We start from the raw sequence: 18,112 nt of genomic DNA, 5'->3' as shown, positions 1-18,112 counted from the left end.
CACCGGAAAATAAGCGCCCAAGTGTCCCTTATGAGCGTAATCTCGCAGAGCTTGTTGATTTTAAATAAACAACCAAGTTAGCACTTGCACACAAAAAAAACTATTGACAATTCGGTATAAACCTAGTTTAATGTTCATCAGTAATAATAAAAATGTTTAGAAAAATCAAATACTACATTCTCTTATCAAGAGTAGGCGGAGGGATTTGGCCCGATGAAGCCCAGCAACCGACTGTGACCAGTGTATACTGGAGCGTTTTCTATAAACGCTGGTTCAACCTGACAGCACGGTGCTACTTCCAACAGAAAGGAAATCTTTCTGGCAGATAAGAGGTGCGAAGCTTTTTATCGTCTTCAAGCCTCTTTCTGAATGAAAGGGGCTTTTTACTATGCTGAAAAGCCTTGTAAACAAGGAGGAATATAAATGGCCATGGTAAAACAAGCGGGTTATTACCCTTTAACTGAAAATAGTGCAAAGGTGCTGGCAAATTCACTTGGGTTCTTTTCAGAAAATGAAGAACTTGACAGCACAGAGATCGGGGACGGAAACCTGAATTATGTTTTCAGAATTGTCAGTAAGTCTTTTGGTAAATCGATTATTATTAAACAGGCGCTTCCCTATGCAAAGGTTGTCGGGGAGAGCATGCCGCTTACACTTAAGCGTGCCCAAATCGAGAGCAGCGCCCTGAAAAAATACAGCGAATTCACTCCTGAGTCGGTTCCAAAAGTATTCTATACAGATAACGAGCTTGCCTTGACCATTATGGAGGATCTATCAGATTATAAGATTCTAAGAAAAGGATTGAATGAAGGGGCAACGTATCCACTGCTGGCCAATCATGTCGGTACATACCTTGCCAAGACTTTATTCTTCACTTCAGACTTCGGATTGAACGGCAAAGAGAAAAAAGAACTCGTCGGCCAGTTCATCAATCCTGAATTATGCAAAATCACCGAGGACCTCGTGTTTACAGACCCTTTTTATGACCATGACAGCAACGATTTTGAAGATGAGCTCAGGGAAAAGGTTGAAGGTTTGTGGCAGGATCACATCCTGAAACTCGAAGTAGGGAAACTGAAAAGAAAGTTTTTAACACAGGCAGATGCTCTTCTCCATGGAGACCTTCATACTGGCAGTATCTTTGTCAAAGAGGAAGAAACCAAAATTATTGATCCTGAATTTGCTTTTTTTGGTCCAATCGGATTTGATATCGGTCAATTTTTTGCCAACATTCTGCTCAATGCTCTTTCTCGGCCGAAAGCAGACCAGCCTTCCAGAATAAGCATTATATCAGAAACTTGGAGCATTTTTAGAGCAGAGTTCACCAAACTATGGCTTGACCATAATCAAGAAACATATTCCACGATTGCCGGATACCTTGACCACATCCTGGATGAAATCTTCGAAGACTCCATCGGCTTTGCAGGCTGCGAAATCATTCGCCGGACAATAGGACTTGCTCACGTGGCCGACCTGGATGGAATACAGAATCCCGCCTTGAGGATAAAAGCCAAAACTGAGGCGCTTGATTTGGGAAGAAGACTGGTACTTCAGCGAAAGCTCATCAAAGTTCCAGAGCAAATCGCATTATATTAAGGAGGAAAAGCATGACAACCAGTACAACAACCATACGCTCAGTACAATGGATGGACGACCACATCCTTCTTTTGAATCAGCAAAAGCTTCCACATGTAACTGAATTCATTAAACTGACAACCATAGAAGAGGTATGGGATGGTATTCACTCTTTGAAAGTCCGGGGGGCACCTGCCATCGGTATCACGGCTGCATTCGGCCTGGCCTTGTGGGCACAGTCCTTTACCGAAAAAGAGAATTTCCTTGGGTTCTACTATGAGTTAGAAGCGAAGAGGAGCTATCTGGAGAGCTCCCGTCCAACAGCCGTAAACCTGTCCTGGGCCCTTGCCAGGCTCATGAAACGCTTTTCTGAAGCATCCACGGTGGAGGAAGGTCAATCTCTTCTTATCGAGGAAGCAAGGGCAATTTCCACAGAAGATGAGAGAGTCTGCCGGTCTATCGGGGAACATGCGGCAGGATTGTTTACCAATGGAGATGCGGTACTCACTCACTGCAATGCAGGCGGAATTGCAACTGCAAGATACGGGACAGCTCTGGCACCTTTTTATATTTCTAAAGAAAAAGGGATTGAATTGAAGGTCTATGCCACAGAAACCAGACCGGTCCTTCAAGGAGCAAGACTAACAGTGTGGGAGTTGATGCAGGCAGGTATAGATGTAACACTGATCACCGATAATATGGCTGCCCACACGATTGCCGAAAAGAATATTGCCGCAATCATAGTAGGTGCTGACCGGATTGCAGCCAATGGTGATACAGCCAATAAAATCGGGACCCGCGGACTGGCTATCCTGGCAAGGGCATTCAATATACCTTTCTATGTAGCCTCACCTTTATCAACAATCGATTTGGCCATAGAAACGGGAACTGAAATCCCAATTGAAGAAAGAAATCCAGAGGAAGTTTCCCATATAAACGGGATAGAAGTCGCTGCTAAAGGGGTGAAAGTATATAACCCAGCGTTTGACGTGACACCCCATGAGTATATTACTGGCATCATCACCGAAAAAGGAATCATTAGTAAAAATTACAAGGAAGTGCTTGCTTCCATTAAATAAACAACTACAGAGTTTTTCGGTACAAAGCAGCTTTATAGTACCAAGAAGCTCTGTGTTTGTTTTTGTACTAGATGCCTCTTCCTGAAGTATAATGAAAAGAAAAATCGAGGTATCACTATGGCAAAAAAGCGATATAAAAATTTAGATGATGTCAGTAACCAAAAAACTTTTAAAGAACTTATGAGGTGGATGAAGGAGCGGCGTGCAAAAACAAAAGATCTGGTTACCCAAATTTCTCATACAGATAAGAAGGAAGTGGACAAGCTTCAGTCCAATAGGGAGTTGAACTCCATTACATGGATCGGGCATTCCACGTTCCTTGTTCAATTAAATGGCTTGAACATCCTGACTGACCCCGTATGGGCAAGAAGGATGGGGACAGGAAAGAGATTAACGGACCCAGGCATTGATTTGAAGGAACTGCCGGTAATTGATGTTGTTTTGATCTCGCATGGACATTATGATCATCTGGATTTTGCCACAATCAAGAAGATAAAAGGCAGCCCATTCTTTTATGTTCCTCATGGTCTAAGGTCTGCTTTTATAAGGCGGGGTTATAAGAATGTGATTGAAGCCAATTGGTGGGATTACTTCAATGAACAGGGAGTGACACTGCACTTTGTCCCTGCTCAGCATTGGACCAAAAGGACAATTACCGACACGAACACTTCCCATTGGGGAGGATGGGTATTGAATCCTGGCAAGAGTGGAAAGTCCATTTACTTTGTCGGGGATACAGGATATTTCAGAGGGTTTAGCGAGATAGCTGAAAAACTTTCTCCCCAACTCATCTTAATGCCGATTGGAGCCTATGAACCGGAGTGGTTTATGAAGGACAGTCATATTAATCCCGAAGATGCGGTCAAAGCTTTTGCAGAAATGAATGGTGAATTGTTTATACCTATGCATTACGGGGCTTACCGCCTTGCTGATGATACAGGACCTGAAGCACGTGAAAGACTGCTTGCTGAGTGGGATAGAACCGGTATGGAAGAAAAGAGATTGAAGCTGCTGGATATCGGTGAAACTTTATGGCTTGAGAAAGCTGATTTTCAATTTTAAAATTTTCATCTTACAAAAACGACACCAACCTTTATTTAATCGCCACTATTTTACTCCTTTTGAATATAAATGTGTAGTAGGTTTTACAAAAGGAGGTATGGTTTTATATGGCGGTGGTGAAAGCACCAGAAGCGCATGTGAAACTTTTGGCAAGGTTAATGAGGGCTGAAGCGGAAGGTGACGGGCGGCTGGGTATGCTGACAGTCGGCAATGTCGGGATTAACAGAGTTATTTCCAACTGCCTGGATTTCAAAGATCTGCGGACTATTAAAGATATGGTATATCAACGTCCAGGTGGTTATGAAGCTACAGTGAAAGGGTACTTTTTTCAAAGGGCCAGAGAAAAAGATATAGGATTGGCAAGGCAGGTTATCAAGGGATGGAAGTACCATCCCGCCTCTTATGCGCTATGGTTTTACAGGCCTGAAGGGGACTGCCCTCCAACCTGGTACGACCAAAGGAACGTTGGAAGGTTCAAGTCACATTGTTTTTTTGCCCCTACACAGGAAGACTGTCCTCAGGTGTATTATTAAGAAAAACAGAAATAGAGGCTTGCGGATTTAACCGCAAGCCTTTTAAACTTTTTATTATATTACCTAATACCGGTAATAATGAAGATTTTACACCTAAGTTTACGAATTATCGCTTAGGTTATGATATAACTAATATTGAATTGAAAATAGGAGGACCTTAAATGCTGACCAAATCACTAAAAGCTTACATAGTTGAAGAAATGAGCGGTAACAAGATTAGTCTGTTTTCAGATGAGCGTATATTCGCCTCGGAGACCGGCCTTCTTTCAGAAGAAGTCACAGTCGAACCTTTGGACGATACTGTCCGTTTTCATGACTCCCTGATTGAAAGAGTCGGCAAGGAAACCGAAGAACTGATAAAGACAGAAGAAACCCCTCAGTTCCTTGAGACTCCCGTCAACTTTGTAAAGAGAAATATCAATGAGTTTCTATTCATCGACAGCAAATGGTTTGAAATCATCAGAATAGATGGATTGACTTTGGAAGTCGACGATGTCTTTGGACATTACAGCGTGCTTACCGGATTGAAGCTGCAAAAGAAAATGGCCAACGATTTGAAAGCCGCCCTTTCAGAAAAACTTCACGGGGAAGATAAAGTTCAACTGATGTGGAATGACAAAGACGGATTATTCGATTTGAATCTTTCCATTGACAAACTTGATGGCTTTAACGAGAATGAATCCCTTGGGAAAAATCTTCAGCTAATTTACCACTTCATATTTACTGTATTGAAGGAATTGGAAGGTAAATAACCATTTAAAAACCAATCTCAATAAAGGGTTAAGGGTTCAGTTATTGAGAAAAATGCAGAAACAAAGGAGGACGAAATCATATACGATTTCGTCCTCCTTTTGTTTATTGATATAGGCTCTTTTCGTAAACTTTGTTGCTATTAATTATGAATTTCGAAAGGCATCACCAGAATTCACCTTCAATATCCTGGTAAGCAAGAAAGAAAAGAGCCACTCGCCCCTTTAAGAGAGAGAAACATTAGTATTCAGGGGAAAAATCCGGCTCTTGGGATTTTTCCGAAAGCAACAATCTATACGAAAACAGCCTTGATATAAAAGCCTGACAGGAGATATAGAATCCTTCTAAGATGTCCGCTTAAGCCGTGCATGCTCCTCTTAGCGGGCGGGGAATCTCCTGTAACCCAAACTCTTTATAAAATCTGCACTAATCTGCATACACTTGTTAATCTAATTTTCACCTTCTTTTCTGTACTTAGATTGCTGCTGTTTAAATAGGATTAACTCTATCTAAGTTAATTTCATTCTGTTCAATAATATTTTATAATTTCCACCGAAACGTGAACGCCATAACCTTTTTCATAAATTCCTCAAAGGTAAAGTCAGGACCCTTTGTTTGGTTGAACCAGGTACGTACGGTTTCCATCAACCAGGACGGAACCGGCTTGCCGTTAATATACCGATAATATTGCTGATAGCCTTTCTTCAAATATTCCCATCTTTGATCATTGCCTGGAAGGACATATTCTGATACATCGATTATTTTGACCTTCCCATTCTGCAGCAGGATGTTTTTAAGATGCATATCCCGCGGGTTGAGTCCGCGATTACGGATGTGGTTCCTTGCCTCTTCGACTTCATCTATAACGGAGGGAGGGATAAAAATCCCCCGAAGTACACAGTCAAAAAGGGTCGTCCCTTCTTCAAAACTCAATACCAGAAAGTTTTCGCCGCTGCCAAGCTTCCTTGAAAAGTAGGGCGAAGAACCAAGCTGGTCGTATACATGTTCTTCAATGGACTTCTTTTCAGCTTTTTCCTGCGCATATACCTTGAAGGCCAGATGGGGAAAATGCTCTGACCGAAAAACAGCTGCGTCTGTACCCGTACCTACTAAAAGGAGACCTTCCGATTCTCCATCAATGGAAACCGGATCATTGTCAGGATTTGCTGAGATTACAAGTTTATTTAAAGCTGGAATAACGGACTGCCATTCAGCCTGCATGGATTTCACTCCTCAAATCTTTCTACTCTTATAGTATAGTATAAGTAAACAAATGAAATGAGGAAAACTATGTTTATCCCCAAAGAATTTAAAGTGGAGAATCAGGACCAGCTGCTGAAGTTCATCCAAGAGAATAGTTTTGGCATTCTTTTTTCTCAAGATGAGGAGGGACCAAAAGCAACCCACCTGCCATTCATACTTATCAAGGATGAGGAGCCTGAGCTCATCGGCCATCTTGCAAAAGCAAACCCACAGTGGAAAACCCTGAAGGGAAAGAAAGCATTGGTTGTGTTTTCAGGGCCTCATTCCTACATTTCCGCTTCCTGGTATAAAGAGAGCAGAAATGTCCCGACATGGAATTACGTTGCCGTGCATGTGGAGGGAACGGTAGAAATTCTGGAAGAAGCAGATGCACTGTTATCCATCCTCCATCAATCGGTGCAATACTATGAAAAAGATTTTGAAGAACCTTGGAAAATGGAAGATGAACCTGAAACAGTCAAACGCCTGTTGAGCGGGATCATTGGATTCAGAATTAAAATTGAGCAGCTGGAAGGAAAATGGAAGCTCAATCAAAACAAAAGCAAAGAAAACAAAGAGAAAGTGATTGAAAATCTAAGAAAACAGAAAATCTATGATTCTCACGAAATTGCAGATTTAATGGAGAGAGAATAAAAATAGAGTGAATCCTCATTATCTAAGGGCATTGACAACTAACCATATTTAAAAGGGGCTATTCGTAAACTTTGTTACTCTTAATATAAATTTGGTAAGGTCATAAATACTAGTAAGCAAGAAAGAAAAGAGCTGTTCACTCCGATTAGAGAGAAAACCTTAGTATCCAGGGAAAAATCCGGCTCTTGAAAACTCAATTTTAAGAGGCAGCCTTTAATAACCATCCTGACTCTCTCTTTTCTGATTCTTTAAGACCAGGAAAACCCTGCTTTGATTTTTTCGAAAAGCAAGGAAATGTGAAACAGACTCTTTAAAGGCTTTTTTTAAAGTAAATATTGCTTTGAAATGTGATTTCACCTTTCCCTTTGACGTAGGAGGTTTGGAGCGGAAGTCGTACGATCTCCTGCGGGACTAGCGGGACAGGGAAGACCCCGCGGAGTCGTACGGCTGGAGCGGAAATCCATTACTTCTCAATAGCCACAAAACTTGTCGATAAGAGCGTTTTTACAAGGAGAACGCTCATGTAATACAATTGCAGCAAGAAAATTTTTCCTTTATACTATTTTATAGAGATGTAAAGGAAAGGAACTAATTCAGACATGTGGACAATCTTGTAATGATCCGAAGGTTAGAATAGAATGCTTCCCCTTAGAGCTACACAGGAGAAGTATGTCTATCTATGAATCATTCACAAGGGCGGCATGGTGTTTGTAAAACCTAACACTGGTGGATACCTTGGTATCCGCTTTTTGAATTTAAGAAGGATTTACATCTCTGACACACCTCTGCTCTAACTTAGGAGGTATTTTCATGACAGGATTAAAAGGAAAGATAGCGGTTATAACCGGGGTAAGCAGGACCAGGGGAATCGGGGCAGCCATTTGCCGAAACCTTGCAGAAGCGGGAGCGGATATTTTTTTCACTCATTGGTCTCCTTTTGATGGAGAGTCAGGTAATGGAGAGGAGCCCGATTTCCCGGAGATTTTCAAGAAAGAGCTTCAAATGCTCGGAGTCCGGTCAGCTCATATGCAAGCTGATCTAAGCAGGGAAGAAACTCCTCAATTGATTATAGATAAAGCAGAGGAAGCCTTGGGAGCACCTTGTATTCTCATTAATAATGCCACCTATGAATCTCATGCAGACTTCAGAACATTAAATAGAAAAATTTTGGATAAACATTATAGCGTAAATAACAGCGGAACCATTTTGCTTTCCACGGAATTTGCCAAAAGATTTGAAGCTGCATATCCGGGGAGCAAGGACGGGAGAATCATTCATATGGTTTCTAAAGGCCCCGATCCCAATAATCTTGCTTATATAGCCACTAAAGGAATGTTAATCGGTATTACAGAACCTCTTTCCGTTTCCTTAGCTCCCGTCGGCATTACAGTGAATTCTGTTGATCCAGGACCTACTGATTCAGGCTGGATGACAGAAGAGGTTAAGAATCACCTGCTTCCTTTATTTCCTGCAGGGCGTCTTGGATTACCAGAAGATGCCGCAAAGCTAATCAGATTTCTAGCCAGCAGGGATGGCGGCTGGATAACCGGCCAGACCATTAAATCAGAAGGCGGATTTACTGGGAGATAAGTATCTTTCAGAATCAATAATAAAGAGCAGGTGTAAATATATGAATATCTATCTTGAAAGAGCAGTCATTGATGATGCAGATAGATTAACGGATATTATGAAAAGAACATTTGATGAGGAAGCAAAAAGATGGCTTTCTCATCAAGAAGGTGTTCTGGACTATAATATTCAGCCGCCAGGTTATACATCCGTCGTAATGACAAAATATATGATAAATGAATTGGAATACTTCAAAATCATGATGAATGAAGAATTAGTCGGGGGAATCATCCTGACGATTACTGGAAATTCTTACGGTAGAATAGACAGGATTTTTATTGCCCCTGAATGCCAAGGGAAAGGCGTTGGCACTGCAGCCATCCGGTTAGTAGAGGAAAAATACCACAGGATCAGGTTCTGGGATCTGGAGACATCAAGCAGACAACGGAATAATCACCATTTTTATGAGAAGATGGGCTATAAAAGAGTCTTTCAGACTGAAGAAGAATACTGCTATAAGAAAGCAGCAGTGAAAAACCGCCCTGAAGCAAATCAACACGAGAACAGAGAAATGCCAGATTCTGAATTCTATAGCGTCAATTTAAGCGGAAGCTCCTTCAGTAACAGCAATATAGAGGGAACCTCCTTCAGTAATTGTAATCTAAGCCATTCCCGTTTCCAGAATATCAATCTGCAAAACTCCCTTTATGCTGATCTGAATTTTTCTCGGAGCCGGTTTATGCTTGTCAACCTGGGTGGCGTTACTTTTCAAGATACTACTTTGGAAGGTGAAGGCAGTCAGGTACATTTCATGCGCTGTGACTTGAAAGGAACTATCATCACGAACAGTTCACTTCGGAATGCTGAAATCAACGATTGTAATTTGTCTGGCATGAAAATCAACGGGATATTGGTAGAAGAAATGCTTGAGGCATATTCCAAAGTAAATAGGATAGAATAGCGTCGTAAAAAGATCAGAGCTGAGTCTCTGATCTTTTTTAATACCCAAGACCTGTGGGACAACATAAATGATTTTTAGAATAACAAGGCTTAAAAAGTCAGAAAAATCAATACTTTGAACGTTTGTGAAAGAAAATGAATTTTTATGATTGAAAAATGTAAAGGCTTACTTTATAATGAAGGTACTTCAACGAGAAGTGGAGGATAAAAATGCTTACACCGGAAAGACGTTTTATCATTCTTTCTCTTGTGAAAGAAAAGGGAGTAGTAAAGCTTCAAGAACTTATCGAAGAAACCAACGCTTCAGAATCTACAATAAGACGCGACCTGATTCAATTGGAAGAGGAAAAGAAGCTTAAACGTGTACATGGCGGAGCTTCCTTACTGCAAGGTAAACGGACAGAACCGAGCATGTCAGAAAAAACATTCAAAAACCTTCAAGATAAAATTAATATAGCTAAAACAGCTGCTTCCTTCATCCAGGATGGGGACTCTATCTATTTGGATGCCGGAACAACAACACAGCAGATGATCTCCTTCTTGGAGCAGAAAGAATTAACGATTGTTACTAATGGAATCACCCTGGTCGAACCACTGATCGAAAAAGGAATCTCCACCTACTTGCTTGGCGGTATGGTAAAAGGCTCAACCAGGGCCATTATTGGGAGATCTGCAATTGAAACACTGAAAACGTACAGGTTTGACAAATGTTTCATTGGTACAAACGGGGTTGATCTTGATTTCGGCTATACTACACCAGATCCCGAAGAGGCGCTTGTTAAACAGATGGCCATCTCACTTTCACAGGAAGGCTATGTATTGGCAGATCAGTCGAAAATCGGAGAAGTTTCTTTCAGTAAAATAACTGACCTGCAAGAAGCCGTCTTGATTACCAACCAGGCAAATGAAAGCATACAGAATTATCAGCAGCATACTTCAATAAAGGTTGTGACAACATGATTTACACACTTACTCTTAATCCCTCTATTGATTACTTTGTAACAGTCGAAGAACTGACATTAGGGGAAACAAACCGGATGGAGCATGAGGACAAAGCTCCGGGAGGGAAAGGTATCAACGTTTCAAGAGTCTTGACGTCCTTGGGAATAAGAAACAAGGCGCTTGGCTTCTTAGGCGGTTTTACAGGCCACTATATCCTTGAAGAATTGAAAAAGGAAAACATCGACTCTGATTTTATAAGAGTCGAGACTGATACCCGGATCAATATCAAACTTCGCGGTACACAGGAAACTGAAATCAACGGAATTGGCCCGGAGATATCAACCGAAGCATTAAGTGGTCTTACTTCCCAATTGGAAGTTCTCCAAGAGGGCGATATTTTGGTCTTGGCAGGAAGCATTCCTTCTTCAATGGCATCAGACTATTATGAGCAAGTCATGAAGCAGCTCGATTCCAGAGGTGTCAAGGTTGTAGTGGACACAACAAAGGAGAAGCTGATGAACGTACTTAAGTACCGACCCTTCTTGATTAAACCGAATCATCATGAGCTTGGCGGCCTTTTTGATGTTTCTATCAACAATAAAGAGGATGCCATTCAATATGGAAAGAAGCTCGTGGAGATGGGAGCTCAGCATGTCATTGTCTCAATGGGCGGGAATGGGACTCTTTATTTGAGCGAAACTGATGCCCGCTTTGCGCCTGTACCTCCAGGAAAACTGATTAATTCAGTAGGCGCTGGTGATTCAGTTGTTGCAGGCTTTATAGCAGCTTATGTCCAGACAGGGGATGCTTTGACAAGTTTTAAATACGGAGCTTCCGCAGGAAGTGCAACCGCTTACTCTAAAGGCTTCTGCACAAAAGAATCGATAGAAAATCTTTTAGAAAAAATAGAAATAGAGCCTATTACAGGGAGGGAATAACTATGAGGATAACAGAACTGCTCCAGAAGAACACCATGATCCTTAACTTGAAAGCAGGGTCAAAAGCAGATGTCATCGATGAGCTTGTCAGAAAACTCGATGATGCAGGTAAATTGAATGACCGCCAGCTGTACAAAAAAGCAATACTGGCGAGAGAAGAACAAAGTACTACAGGGATTGGTGAAGGAATTGCGATACCCCATGCCAAAACAGATGCAGTCAAATCTCCAGCCATCGCTTTCGGTCGTTCGGCAGAAGGTATCGATTATGAAGCATTGGACGGACAGAACAGTCACTTATTCTTTATGATCGCGGCATCCGAGGGAGCCAATAATGCCCACCTGGAAACCCTTTCCCGTCTATCATCCCTTTTGATGGACGATGCGTTTAGAAAGAAGTTAATGGATGCTTCTGATGAGAAAGAGGTTCTTCGACTGATTGACGAAAAGGAAACAGAAGTACTGGCAGAAGAGGAGCCTGCTGAGTCGAGGGAAGAGCCAGTATCGGCTGATTCAGCTGGAGCGGCAGGTAAAGTACTTGCGGTAACAGCATGTCCTACAGGAATTGCCCACACCTACATGGCAGCGGACTCTCTTAAAGCTAAAGCAAAAGATAAAAATATTGACATAAAAGTGGAAACAAATGGTTCTTCCGGCGCGAAAAATGTGCTGACAAAAGAAGAGATCGAAAATGCTTTGGCAATCATTGTTGCCGCTGATACAAAAGTTGAAATGGAACGTTTTAAAGGAAAGAAAGTCATCCAGGTCCCTGTAGCAGAAGGCATTCGCAATCCTGACAAACTATTAGACCGTGCAGTAAGCGGTGACGCTCCTGTTTACGAAGGCAGCGGAAAAGCCGCGGAAGAATCAGGTGAACCAAAAGATAAACGAAGCGGATTCTATAAGCATCTGATGAACGGTGTTTCCAATATGCTTCCGTTTGTTGTCGGCGGCGGAATCTTAATCGCCATTTCTTTCATGTTCGGCATTCAATCAGCAGATCCTAACCACGAAAGCTACAGCCCTATTGCAGAGGCACTTATGACCATCGGCGGCGGAAGCGGCGCATTTGGTCTGATGATTCCTGTACTTGCAGCGTTCATTGCGATGAGTATTGCAGACAGACCTGGTTTTGCAGCTGGTATGGTCGGCGGTTTCCTTGCTGCTACTGGCGGCGGAGGATTCCTCGGCGGTTTGATTGCCGGTTTCCTTGCTGGTTATGTTGTATTGTTACTGAAGAAATTGTTTGCTAATCTACCTGATTGGCTTGAAGGATTGAAGCCGGTATTGCTTTATCCGATTTTTGGTATCTTAATTACAGGCTTGATTATGCTGTTCGTAGTAAATGAGCCCGTTTCCTTCCTCAATGAGCAATTGCAAGATTGGCTGGGAGGAATGGGAACAACCAACCTTGTACTTCTTGGACTGCTGCTTGGCGGTATGATGGCGGTCGATCTTGGCGGTCCTATCAATAAAGCTGCCTTCACTTTCGGTATCGCAATGATTGATGCCGGTAATTTCGGTCCACACGCTGCCATCATGGCAGGAGGGATGGCACCTCCGCTTGGGTTGGCTTTTGCAACAACATTCTTTAAAAATAAATTTACACCTCAAGAGCGAAAAGCTGGTTTCACTTGTTACTTCATGGGTGCTTCCTTCATTACCGAAGGAGCCATCCCATTTGCAGCAGCGGATCCCGGCCGCGTGATTCCTTCAGCAATCGTAGGTTCGGCAGTAGCTGGTGCGCTGTCCATGGCTTTCGGGATTGGACTTCCTGCACCACACGGCGGAATGTTTGTTATTCCGGTAGTAAGCGGAAATCCTTTCATGTATATTTTAGCAATCCTGATCGGTTCGCTTGTTACTGCGGTTATGGTTGGCTTGCTGAAGAAGCCTGCTCAACAATAGAAGGGAAGAAGGCTGGACTTGCTGCCAGCCTTCTTTTTTTGTCTGCTTAGTAAATTATAAAAATTTGCAATCCAGTCTCGGTTCGATAAATCGAAATAGGATGGTTACACAAAATATAAAAGACAAGAAAAAGACCTTTCCGAATAATTGGAAAGGTTTTTCTCTATTTATGCATTCTAATTTAACGCCAGTATCCAGGACGTCCATATCCCCATCCAGGTCTGCCGTAACCCCAACCCGGACGGACGTAGCCCCAGCCAGGACGGCCATACCCGTAGCCCCAGCCAGGCCTTCCATACCCCCAACCCGGACGGCCATATCCATACCCTCCGCCAAATGCCCCAACTGCACCTAAAGCAAGCAAAGGAAATAACACTCTATCATCTTGATCATATACAGGGAAATCTTCTCTATAATACATAAACATCCTCCTTAAATAACATCGAAGTCGCTTTATCTTATGGGGAAAATTAGATTTTCGCCTCCCATTTCATTAAAAACAGGCTTGCGTTACAGAGAAGAAAACCCTTTCACGCTTTAAATTACAAAAAGGGACAGTCTCTTTTCGCACTTTAAAGCATTAAAGCCAGACCACTTTCCACTTTTAAAATACGTTGTATTTTGCATTAAAAACAGAATACATATGACATTAAAATTTCCCATGTGAACTTCAAATGAACTTAGTTATTTTCGCTTATTCGGAAATGATAAGAAAAAAGAGCAGGGGTGGACTTATGCCGGAATTGCCTGAGATGGAGCACTATAAGAAAATGTTAAAGACGCACCTCCAAAATAAAAAGATAACCGATGTGGAAATCGAAAGGGAGAAGTCGATAAATGTTCCTGCAAGGGAATTTATTTCACTCGTCAGGAATCAAACAATAAAAGATGTGTCAAGAAGAGCAAAGCACTTGCTGTTTCATCTCGATAATGATGTAGTATTAATATTGCACTTAATGCTGGGAGGATGGATGTTCTTCGGCAAAGAAGAAGAAAAGCCTGAAAGGAGCATTCAGATTAAATTGTCATTCCTTAATAATCATTTATATTTTATCGGGCTGCGGCTTGGGTATTTACATTTATATAGAGGATTGGATAAAGCGGTTGAAGAACTAAAGGACCTGGGAGCGGAGCCGTTGTCCAGCGACTTAACGGAACACCGCTTTTTAGAGATGGTCTCTAAAAGAAGAGGGAGCTTGAAGACCACGCTGGTAAATCAAAGCTTTTTATCAGGAATCGGTAATTGTTATTCGGATGAATTATGTTTTCACGCCGGACTTCTTCCCCAAAGGAAATTTAACGAATTATCAATAAATGAAAGCCGCCAGCTCTATCAATCCATGCAGTATATTTTAAAGGATGCGTTGAATAGTGGAGGGTATATGGAAAATCCATTCTTTCCTGGCGACACCCTTACTGGAGGGTATATTTCCAAATGCAGGGTATATGACCGGGAAGGAGAGTCTTGCATCAGATGTGGAAGCCAGATAGTGAACAATAAAATCTCCTCTAAGAAAACGTTTTACTGCCCAGTATGTCAAAGATAATAAACAGAAAAAGAAGAGCTATAGAAAGCTCTCTAAGAAAAGGTGATACCAATGGAAAAATTGATTGAACTGCACGAGGAATCCGTTCAGGATACAAAAAGAAAAGTAAAAGAAGATGTATTCCGATTCATGGAAAAAAAGAAACGCTTCCTTCTTTCGACGATTATCTGAATGAAAGAATTCATTATATAGAGCAGCTTTGGATGAACGTCTGGTTGAATAAAGTCACAAATTTTATCAGCAGAAGTGACAAAAAATCCTTTCTCCGAGGCAGGGACTATGAGGTGGAAGGCGTCGACAAGAAATTAATCAATAAAGTCTTCCGCAATGAAATGAGAGAGTATCAACCCTTTGACGTCGTTGTCTGGCTTCAGGAACTTGCCGAGTATCAGGAACAACAATGGGAGGAACGGTATGAACTAGCCAGGGAAGGATATTTGCTGCGTCTTGAGCAGGACAAGATTGAAGAGGAACAAAAGAAGATTTCAAAAGACATCGCCAGCAGCCTTGGTGTGAAGTTCCAAGAATTGAAGCATAGGTGGTATCTTCCTGTCCGGTTTGCGGTTGCCCAGAAGCTTGCAAATGATTTTCAGGAGAAAGTCCGATACGAGCATGTGGAAACATTTATGCTGGAGGAGCAGTTGGAAGAACTGGGTCCATTTAACCCGGATGATTTTAGTACCCTTTCTAAATTCTTCAACGAATTGAATGGACTTATACACCGCACTCTTCACAGAGGACGAAGTTACTGGGAATACGAAACCTATTATTATGTTTACGAAGAGTTTGTGAAGAGCTTTACACTTAAAACATTTCCGAATTCGCTGCTCCCGCATGTATCAGATGAGCACTCACTGAAGTACCAGCAGGCTTTTGAAGACGACCTTACCTCTGATGAGATCCGAAAGTGGATGCAGCATGAATTTATTGACCAAGCCGAGATTTACATGGATCACTTGCAAGAAGAATACATCGAAGACCTCTTGGACCTTGCTAAAATTCCATATGAAGAAGAAACCCATGCAGCAATACTGAAAAGAAATGAATCACAAAGGGAAGAAAGGAAAGCTGCAGAGCAAGCAGCAATACAACGCAAAAGAGAAGAAGAAGAACGTATGATGAACGATATATTTGGTAGAGAGTACAGCGTTTCTCTTGGCGGCAATACCCGATATATCCTTCATATCGGTGAGACCAACACCGGAAAGACCCATCATGCATTGGAAAGCATGAAACGGGCAGAGAGCGGTCTTTACCTTGCTCCATTGAGGCTGCTTGCCCTCGAGGTATATGACAGGCTGAATAAAGAAGGTGTCCCATGTGGCCTGAAAACTGGCGAGGAGGAAAAAACAGCGCTTGGAGCTCGCCATTTATCCTGTACAGTCGAAATGTTTTATGAAAAAGAGGAGTATGATGTGATAGTCATTGACGAAGCCCAGATGATGGCGGATAAGGACCGCGGGTTCTCCTGGTTTAAAGCCATAACCCAAGCACGGGCCAATGAAGTTCATATCATCGGGAGCCGCAATGTCAAACCGATGCTGATCGGACTGCTTGAAAATTGCGATGTAGAAATCATCGATTATACCCGGGACATTCCTCTGGAAGTCGAACAGCGGGAATTTTCATTAAAGCACGCCAAAAGAGGGGATGCACTCGTCTGTTTTTCAAGGAGAAGAGTGCTTGAAACTGCATCGAGGCTGCAGAATAACGGACATACGGTCAGCATGATTTATGGAAGCATGCCTCCTGAAACTCGCAAGAAACAGATGCAGCGGTTTATTAAGGGAGAATCAAGGGTCATTGTTGCAACGGATGCTATCGGAATGGGGCTTAACCTGCCGATCCGCCGAATCGTTTTTTTGGAAAATGATAAATTTGACGGAACAAGAAGAAGGACCTTGACCTCACAAGAAGTTAAACAAATAGCCGGACGAGCTGGGCGAAAAGGCATTTATGACGTAGGTAAAGTCGCATTCACTAAAGACATCAAAATGATGACGAACCTGCTGCAACAGGAAGACGAACCTGTACAGTCATTTGCTATTGCACCTACAAACTCAGTTTTTGAGCGTTTTCAAAAATATCATCGTGACCTTGGCCGGTTCTTTGAGTTATGGGAAAGGTTTGAAAGTCCTTTTGGAACGCAGAAAGCTTCTCTGTACGAAGAACGGGAATTGTATGAACTGGTTAGGGGCACAGAGATAGAGGGACGTTTGTCGATGATGGACCTCTATGGCTTTCTTCATCTCCCTTTTTCAAAGAAGGAACCTGAGTTAACCTCTCAATGGCTAGAAACTATGGACGCACTTATAAGTGGAAATGATCTTCCAGAACCAAAATTCAAAAGAAAAAACCTTGAACAACAGGAGGTCGCATACAAAGCAGTTGGTCTCCACCTTCTTTTCCTATATCGTTTGGGAAGAGGAACTGAAGCGATTTATTGGGAGCGTCTCCGTCAGGACATCGCTGATGGTGTACATGAGAGTTTGAACACAGAGGTTTCAACCATTACTCAAAAATGCAAGAAATGCGGAAAGAGACTGCCTGCGGGATTCAAATTTCCAATTTGTGATAGCTGTCATTACTCCCGAGTACGAAAGAGAGGACCCAGGAAAAATAAAGGCTGAATACATGAGAAGCTCTCAGTGCAGTTTATTTATCAAGGGCAATTCAGACAAAAATTCCTGTCCAAGTGTCGTTTAAAGAGTTTCTATAGAACACTTCAGGTAAAGTTTACAGTCCCAGTGTCGTTTAGAGGGCTTCTAAAGAACACTTCACTCTTAAATTCAAGCTCAAGTGTCGCTTAGAGGGCTTCTAAACGATACTTCAAGTTTTAATTCCAGCCCAAGTGTCGCTTAGAGGGCTTCTAAACGATACTTCAGGCTTTAATTCCAGCCCAAGTGTCGCTTAGTAAGCTACTATAGAACACTTCACACTTAAATTCCAGCTCAAGTGTCGTTTAGAGAGCTTCTATAGAACACTTCAGGCTTTAATTCCAGCCCAAGTGTCGCTTAGAAAGCTCCTATAGAACACTTCGCACTTAAATTCCAGCTCAAGTGTCGCTTAGAAAGTTCCTATAGAACACTTCGCACTTAAATTCCAGCCCAAGTGTCGCTTAGTAAGCTTCTAAAGAACACTTCAGGCTTTAATTCCAGCTCAAGTGTCGCTTAGAAAGCTCCTATAGAACACTTCGCACTTAAATTCCAGCCCAAGTGTCGCTTAGTAAGCTACTATAGAACACTTCACACTTAAATTCCAGCTCAAGTGTCGCTTAGTAAGCTTCTATAGAACACTTCACACTTTAATTCCAGCCCAAGTGTCGTTTAGAGAGCTTCTATAGAACACTTCAGG

Annotated in this window: 15 protein-coding genes and 1 riboswitch; of the genes, 13 read left to right on the top strand and 2 right to left on the bottom strand. The window is 42.1% G+C overall.

From position 1 onward, the window contains the following. Nucleotides 1–179 precede the first annotated feature (179 nt). A riboswitch (SAM riboswitch) is annotated at nucleotides 180–332 on the top strand. 91 nt (nucleotides 333–423) lie between these two features. From mtnK to B9Z54_RS07420, 5 genes are all read left to right on the top strand, one after another. Then, complete coding sequence (gene mtnK, locus B9Z54_RS07440) at nucleotides 424–1,596, top strand: S-methyl-5-thioribose kinase (RefSeq protein ID WP_113927796.1); 1,173 nt, start codon at nucleotides 424–426, stop codon at nucleotides 1,594–1,596. A gap of 11 nt (nucleotides 1,597–1,607) precedes the next feature. Then, a complete protein-coding gene (gene mtnA / locus B9Z54_RS07435; RefSeq protein WP_113927795.1) occupies nucleotides 1,608–2,654 on the top strand; it encodes an S-methyl-5-thioribose-1-phosphate isomerase in 1,047 nt (348 codons plus the stop codon). 117 nt (nucleotides 2,655–2,771) lie between these two features. Beyond that, complete coding sequence (locus tag B9Z54_RS07430; RefSeq protein ID WP_113927794.1) at nucleotides 2,772–3,716, top strand: MBL fold metallo-hydrolase; 945 nt, start codon at nucleotides 2,772–2,774, stop codon at nucleotides 3,714–3,716. A gap of 107 nt (nucleotides 3,717–3,823) precedes the next feature. Next, nucleotides 3,824–4,249, top strand: coding sequence for a cell wall hydrolase (locus B9Z54_RS07425; protein WP_113927793.1), 426 nt, complete (start codon nucleotides 3,824–3,826; stop codon nucleotides 4,247–4,249). A gap of 161 nt (nucleotides 4,250–4,410) precedes the next feature. Next, nucleotides 4,411–5,001, top strand: coding sequence for a branched-chain amino acid aminotransferase (locus tag B9Z54_RS07420; RefSeq protein WP_113927792.1), 591 nt, complete (start codon nucleotides 4,411–4,413; stop codon nucleotides 4,999–5,001). 538 nt (nucleotides 5,002–5,539) lie between these two features. Here B9Z54_RS07420 and B9Z54_RS07415 read toward each other — a convergent pair. Beyond that, entirely contained in the window at nucleotides 5,540–6,220 is a 681-nt protein-coding gene (locus tag B9Z54_RS07415) for a serine/threonine protein kinase (protein ID WP_113927791.1), read from the bottom strand. A 69-nt stretch (nucleotides 6,221–6,289) separates the two neighbouring features. On the opposite strand from B9Z54_RS07415, the gene B9Z54_RS07410 reads away from it, so the two are divergent. The 6 genes from B9Z54_RS07410 to B9Z54_RS07385 all read left to right on the top strand — a co-directional run bounded on the left by B9Z54_RS07410 (nucleotide 6,290) and on the right by B9Z54_RS07385 (nucleotide 13,211). Continuing rightward, nucleotides 6,290–6,895: an FMN-binding negative transcriptional regulator gene (locus B9Z54_RS07410; protein ID WP_240189836.1), complete on the top strand. Its 606-nt coding sequence runs from the start codon at nucleotides 6,290–6,292 to the stop codon at nucleotides 6,893–6,895. Nucleotides 6,896–7,705: 810 nt separating this feature from the next. Then, entirely contained in the window at nucleotides 7,706–8,485 is a 780-nt protein-coding gene (locus B9Z54_RS07405; protein WP_113927789.1) for an SDR family oxidoreductase, read from the top strand. 40 nt (nucleotides 8,486–8,525) lie between these two features. Next, on the top strand, nucleotides 8,526–9,425 hold the full coding sequence (locus B9Z54_RS07400; protein ID WP_113927788.1) for a GNAT family N-acetyltransferase: 900 nt from the start codon (nucleotides 8,526–8,528) through the stop codon (nucleotides 9,423–9,425). A gap of 209 nt (nucleotides 9,426–9,634) precedes the next feature. Continuing rightward, complete coding sequence (locus B9Z54_RS07395) at nucleotides 9,635–10,384, top strand: DeoR/GlpR family DNA-binding transcription regulator (RefSeq protein ID WP_113927787.1); 750 nt, start codon at nucleotides 9,635–9,637, stop codon at nucleotides 10,382–10,384. Further along, nucleotides 10,381–11,304 carry a 1-phosphofructokinase gene (gene pfkB, locus B9Z54_RS07390; RefSeq protein ID WP_113927786.1) on the top strand — a complete coding sequence of 308 codons (924 nt, stop codon included), beginning with the start codon at nucleotides 10,381–10,383 and terminating at the stop codon, nucleotides 11,302–11,304. Before B9Z54_RS07395 ends, pfkB begins: the two co-directional genes overlap by 4 nt. 2 nt (nucleotides 11,305–11,306) lie before the next feature. Further along, nucleotides 11,307–13,211: a PTS fructose transporter subunit IIABC gene (locus tag B9Z54_RS07385; protein WP_113927785.1), complete on the top strand. Its 1,905-nt coding sequence runs from the start codon at nucleotides 11,307–11,309 to the stop codon at nucleotides 13,209–13,211. 181 nt (nucleotides 13,212–13,392) lie between these two features. Here the strand turns inward: B9Z54_RS07385 and B9Z54_RS07380 are convergent, their stop codons facing one another. Further along, nucleotides 13,393–13,632 carry a hypothetical protein gene (locus B9Z54_RS07380; RefSeq protein ID WP_113927784.1) on the bottom strand — a complete coding sequence of 80 codons (240 nt, stop codon included), beginning with the start codon at nucleotides 13,630–13,632 and terminating at the stop codon, nucleotides 13,393–13,395. Between the two features lie 313 nt (nucleotides 13,633–13,945). Here B9Z54_RS07380 and B9Z54_RS07375 point away from each other — a divergent pair, with 313 nt between their 5' ends. Both B9Z54_RS07375 and B9Z54_RS07370 read left to right on the top strand, forming a co-directional pair. Next, complete coding sequence (locus tag B9Z54_RS07375) at nucleotides 13,946–14,758, top strand: Fpg/Nei family DNA glycosylase (protein ID WP_113927783.1); 813 nt, start codon at nucleotides 13,946–13,948, stop codon at nucleotides 14,756–14,758. 203 nt (nucleotides 14,759–14,961) lie between these two features. After that, on the top strand, nucleotides 14,962–17,388 hold the full coding sequence (locus B9Z54_RS07370) for a helicase-related protein (protein ID WP_345840699.1): 2,427 nt from the start codon (nucleotides 14,962–14,964) through the stop codon (nucleotides 17,386–17,388). Nucleotides 17,389–18,112 lie beyond the last annotated feature (724 nt).

Source organism: Bacillus sp. P14.5 (assembly GCF_003316765.1).
Lineage (GTDB): Bacteria > Bacillota > Bacilli > Bacillales > Bacillaceae_B > Rossellomorea.
Note: the sequence above shows the minus strand (reverse complement) of the source record. Positions and strands in the feature narration are given on the sequence as shown.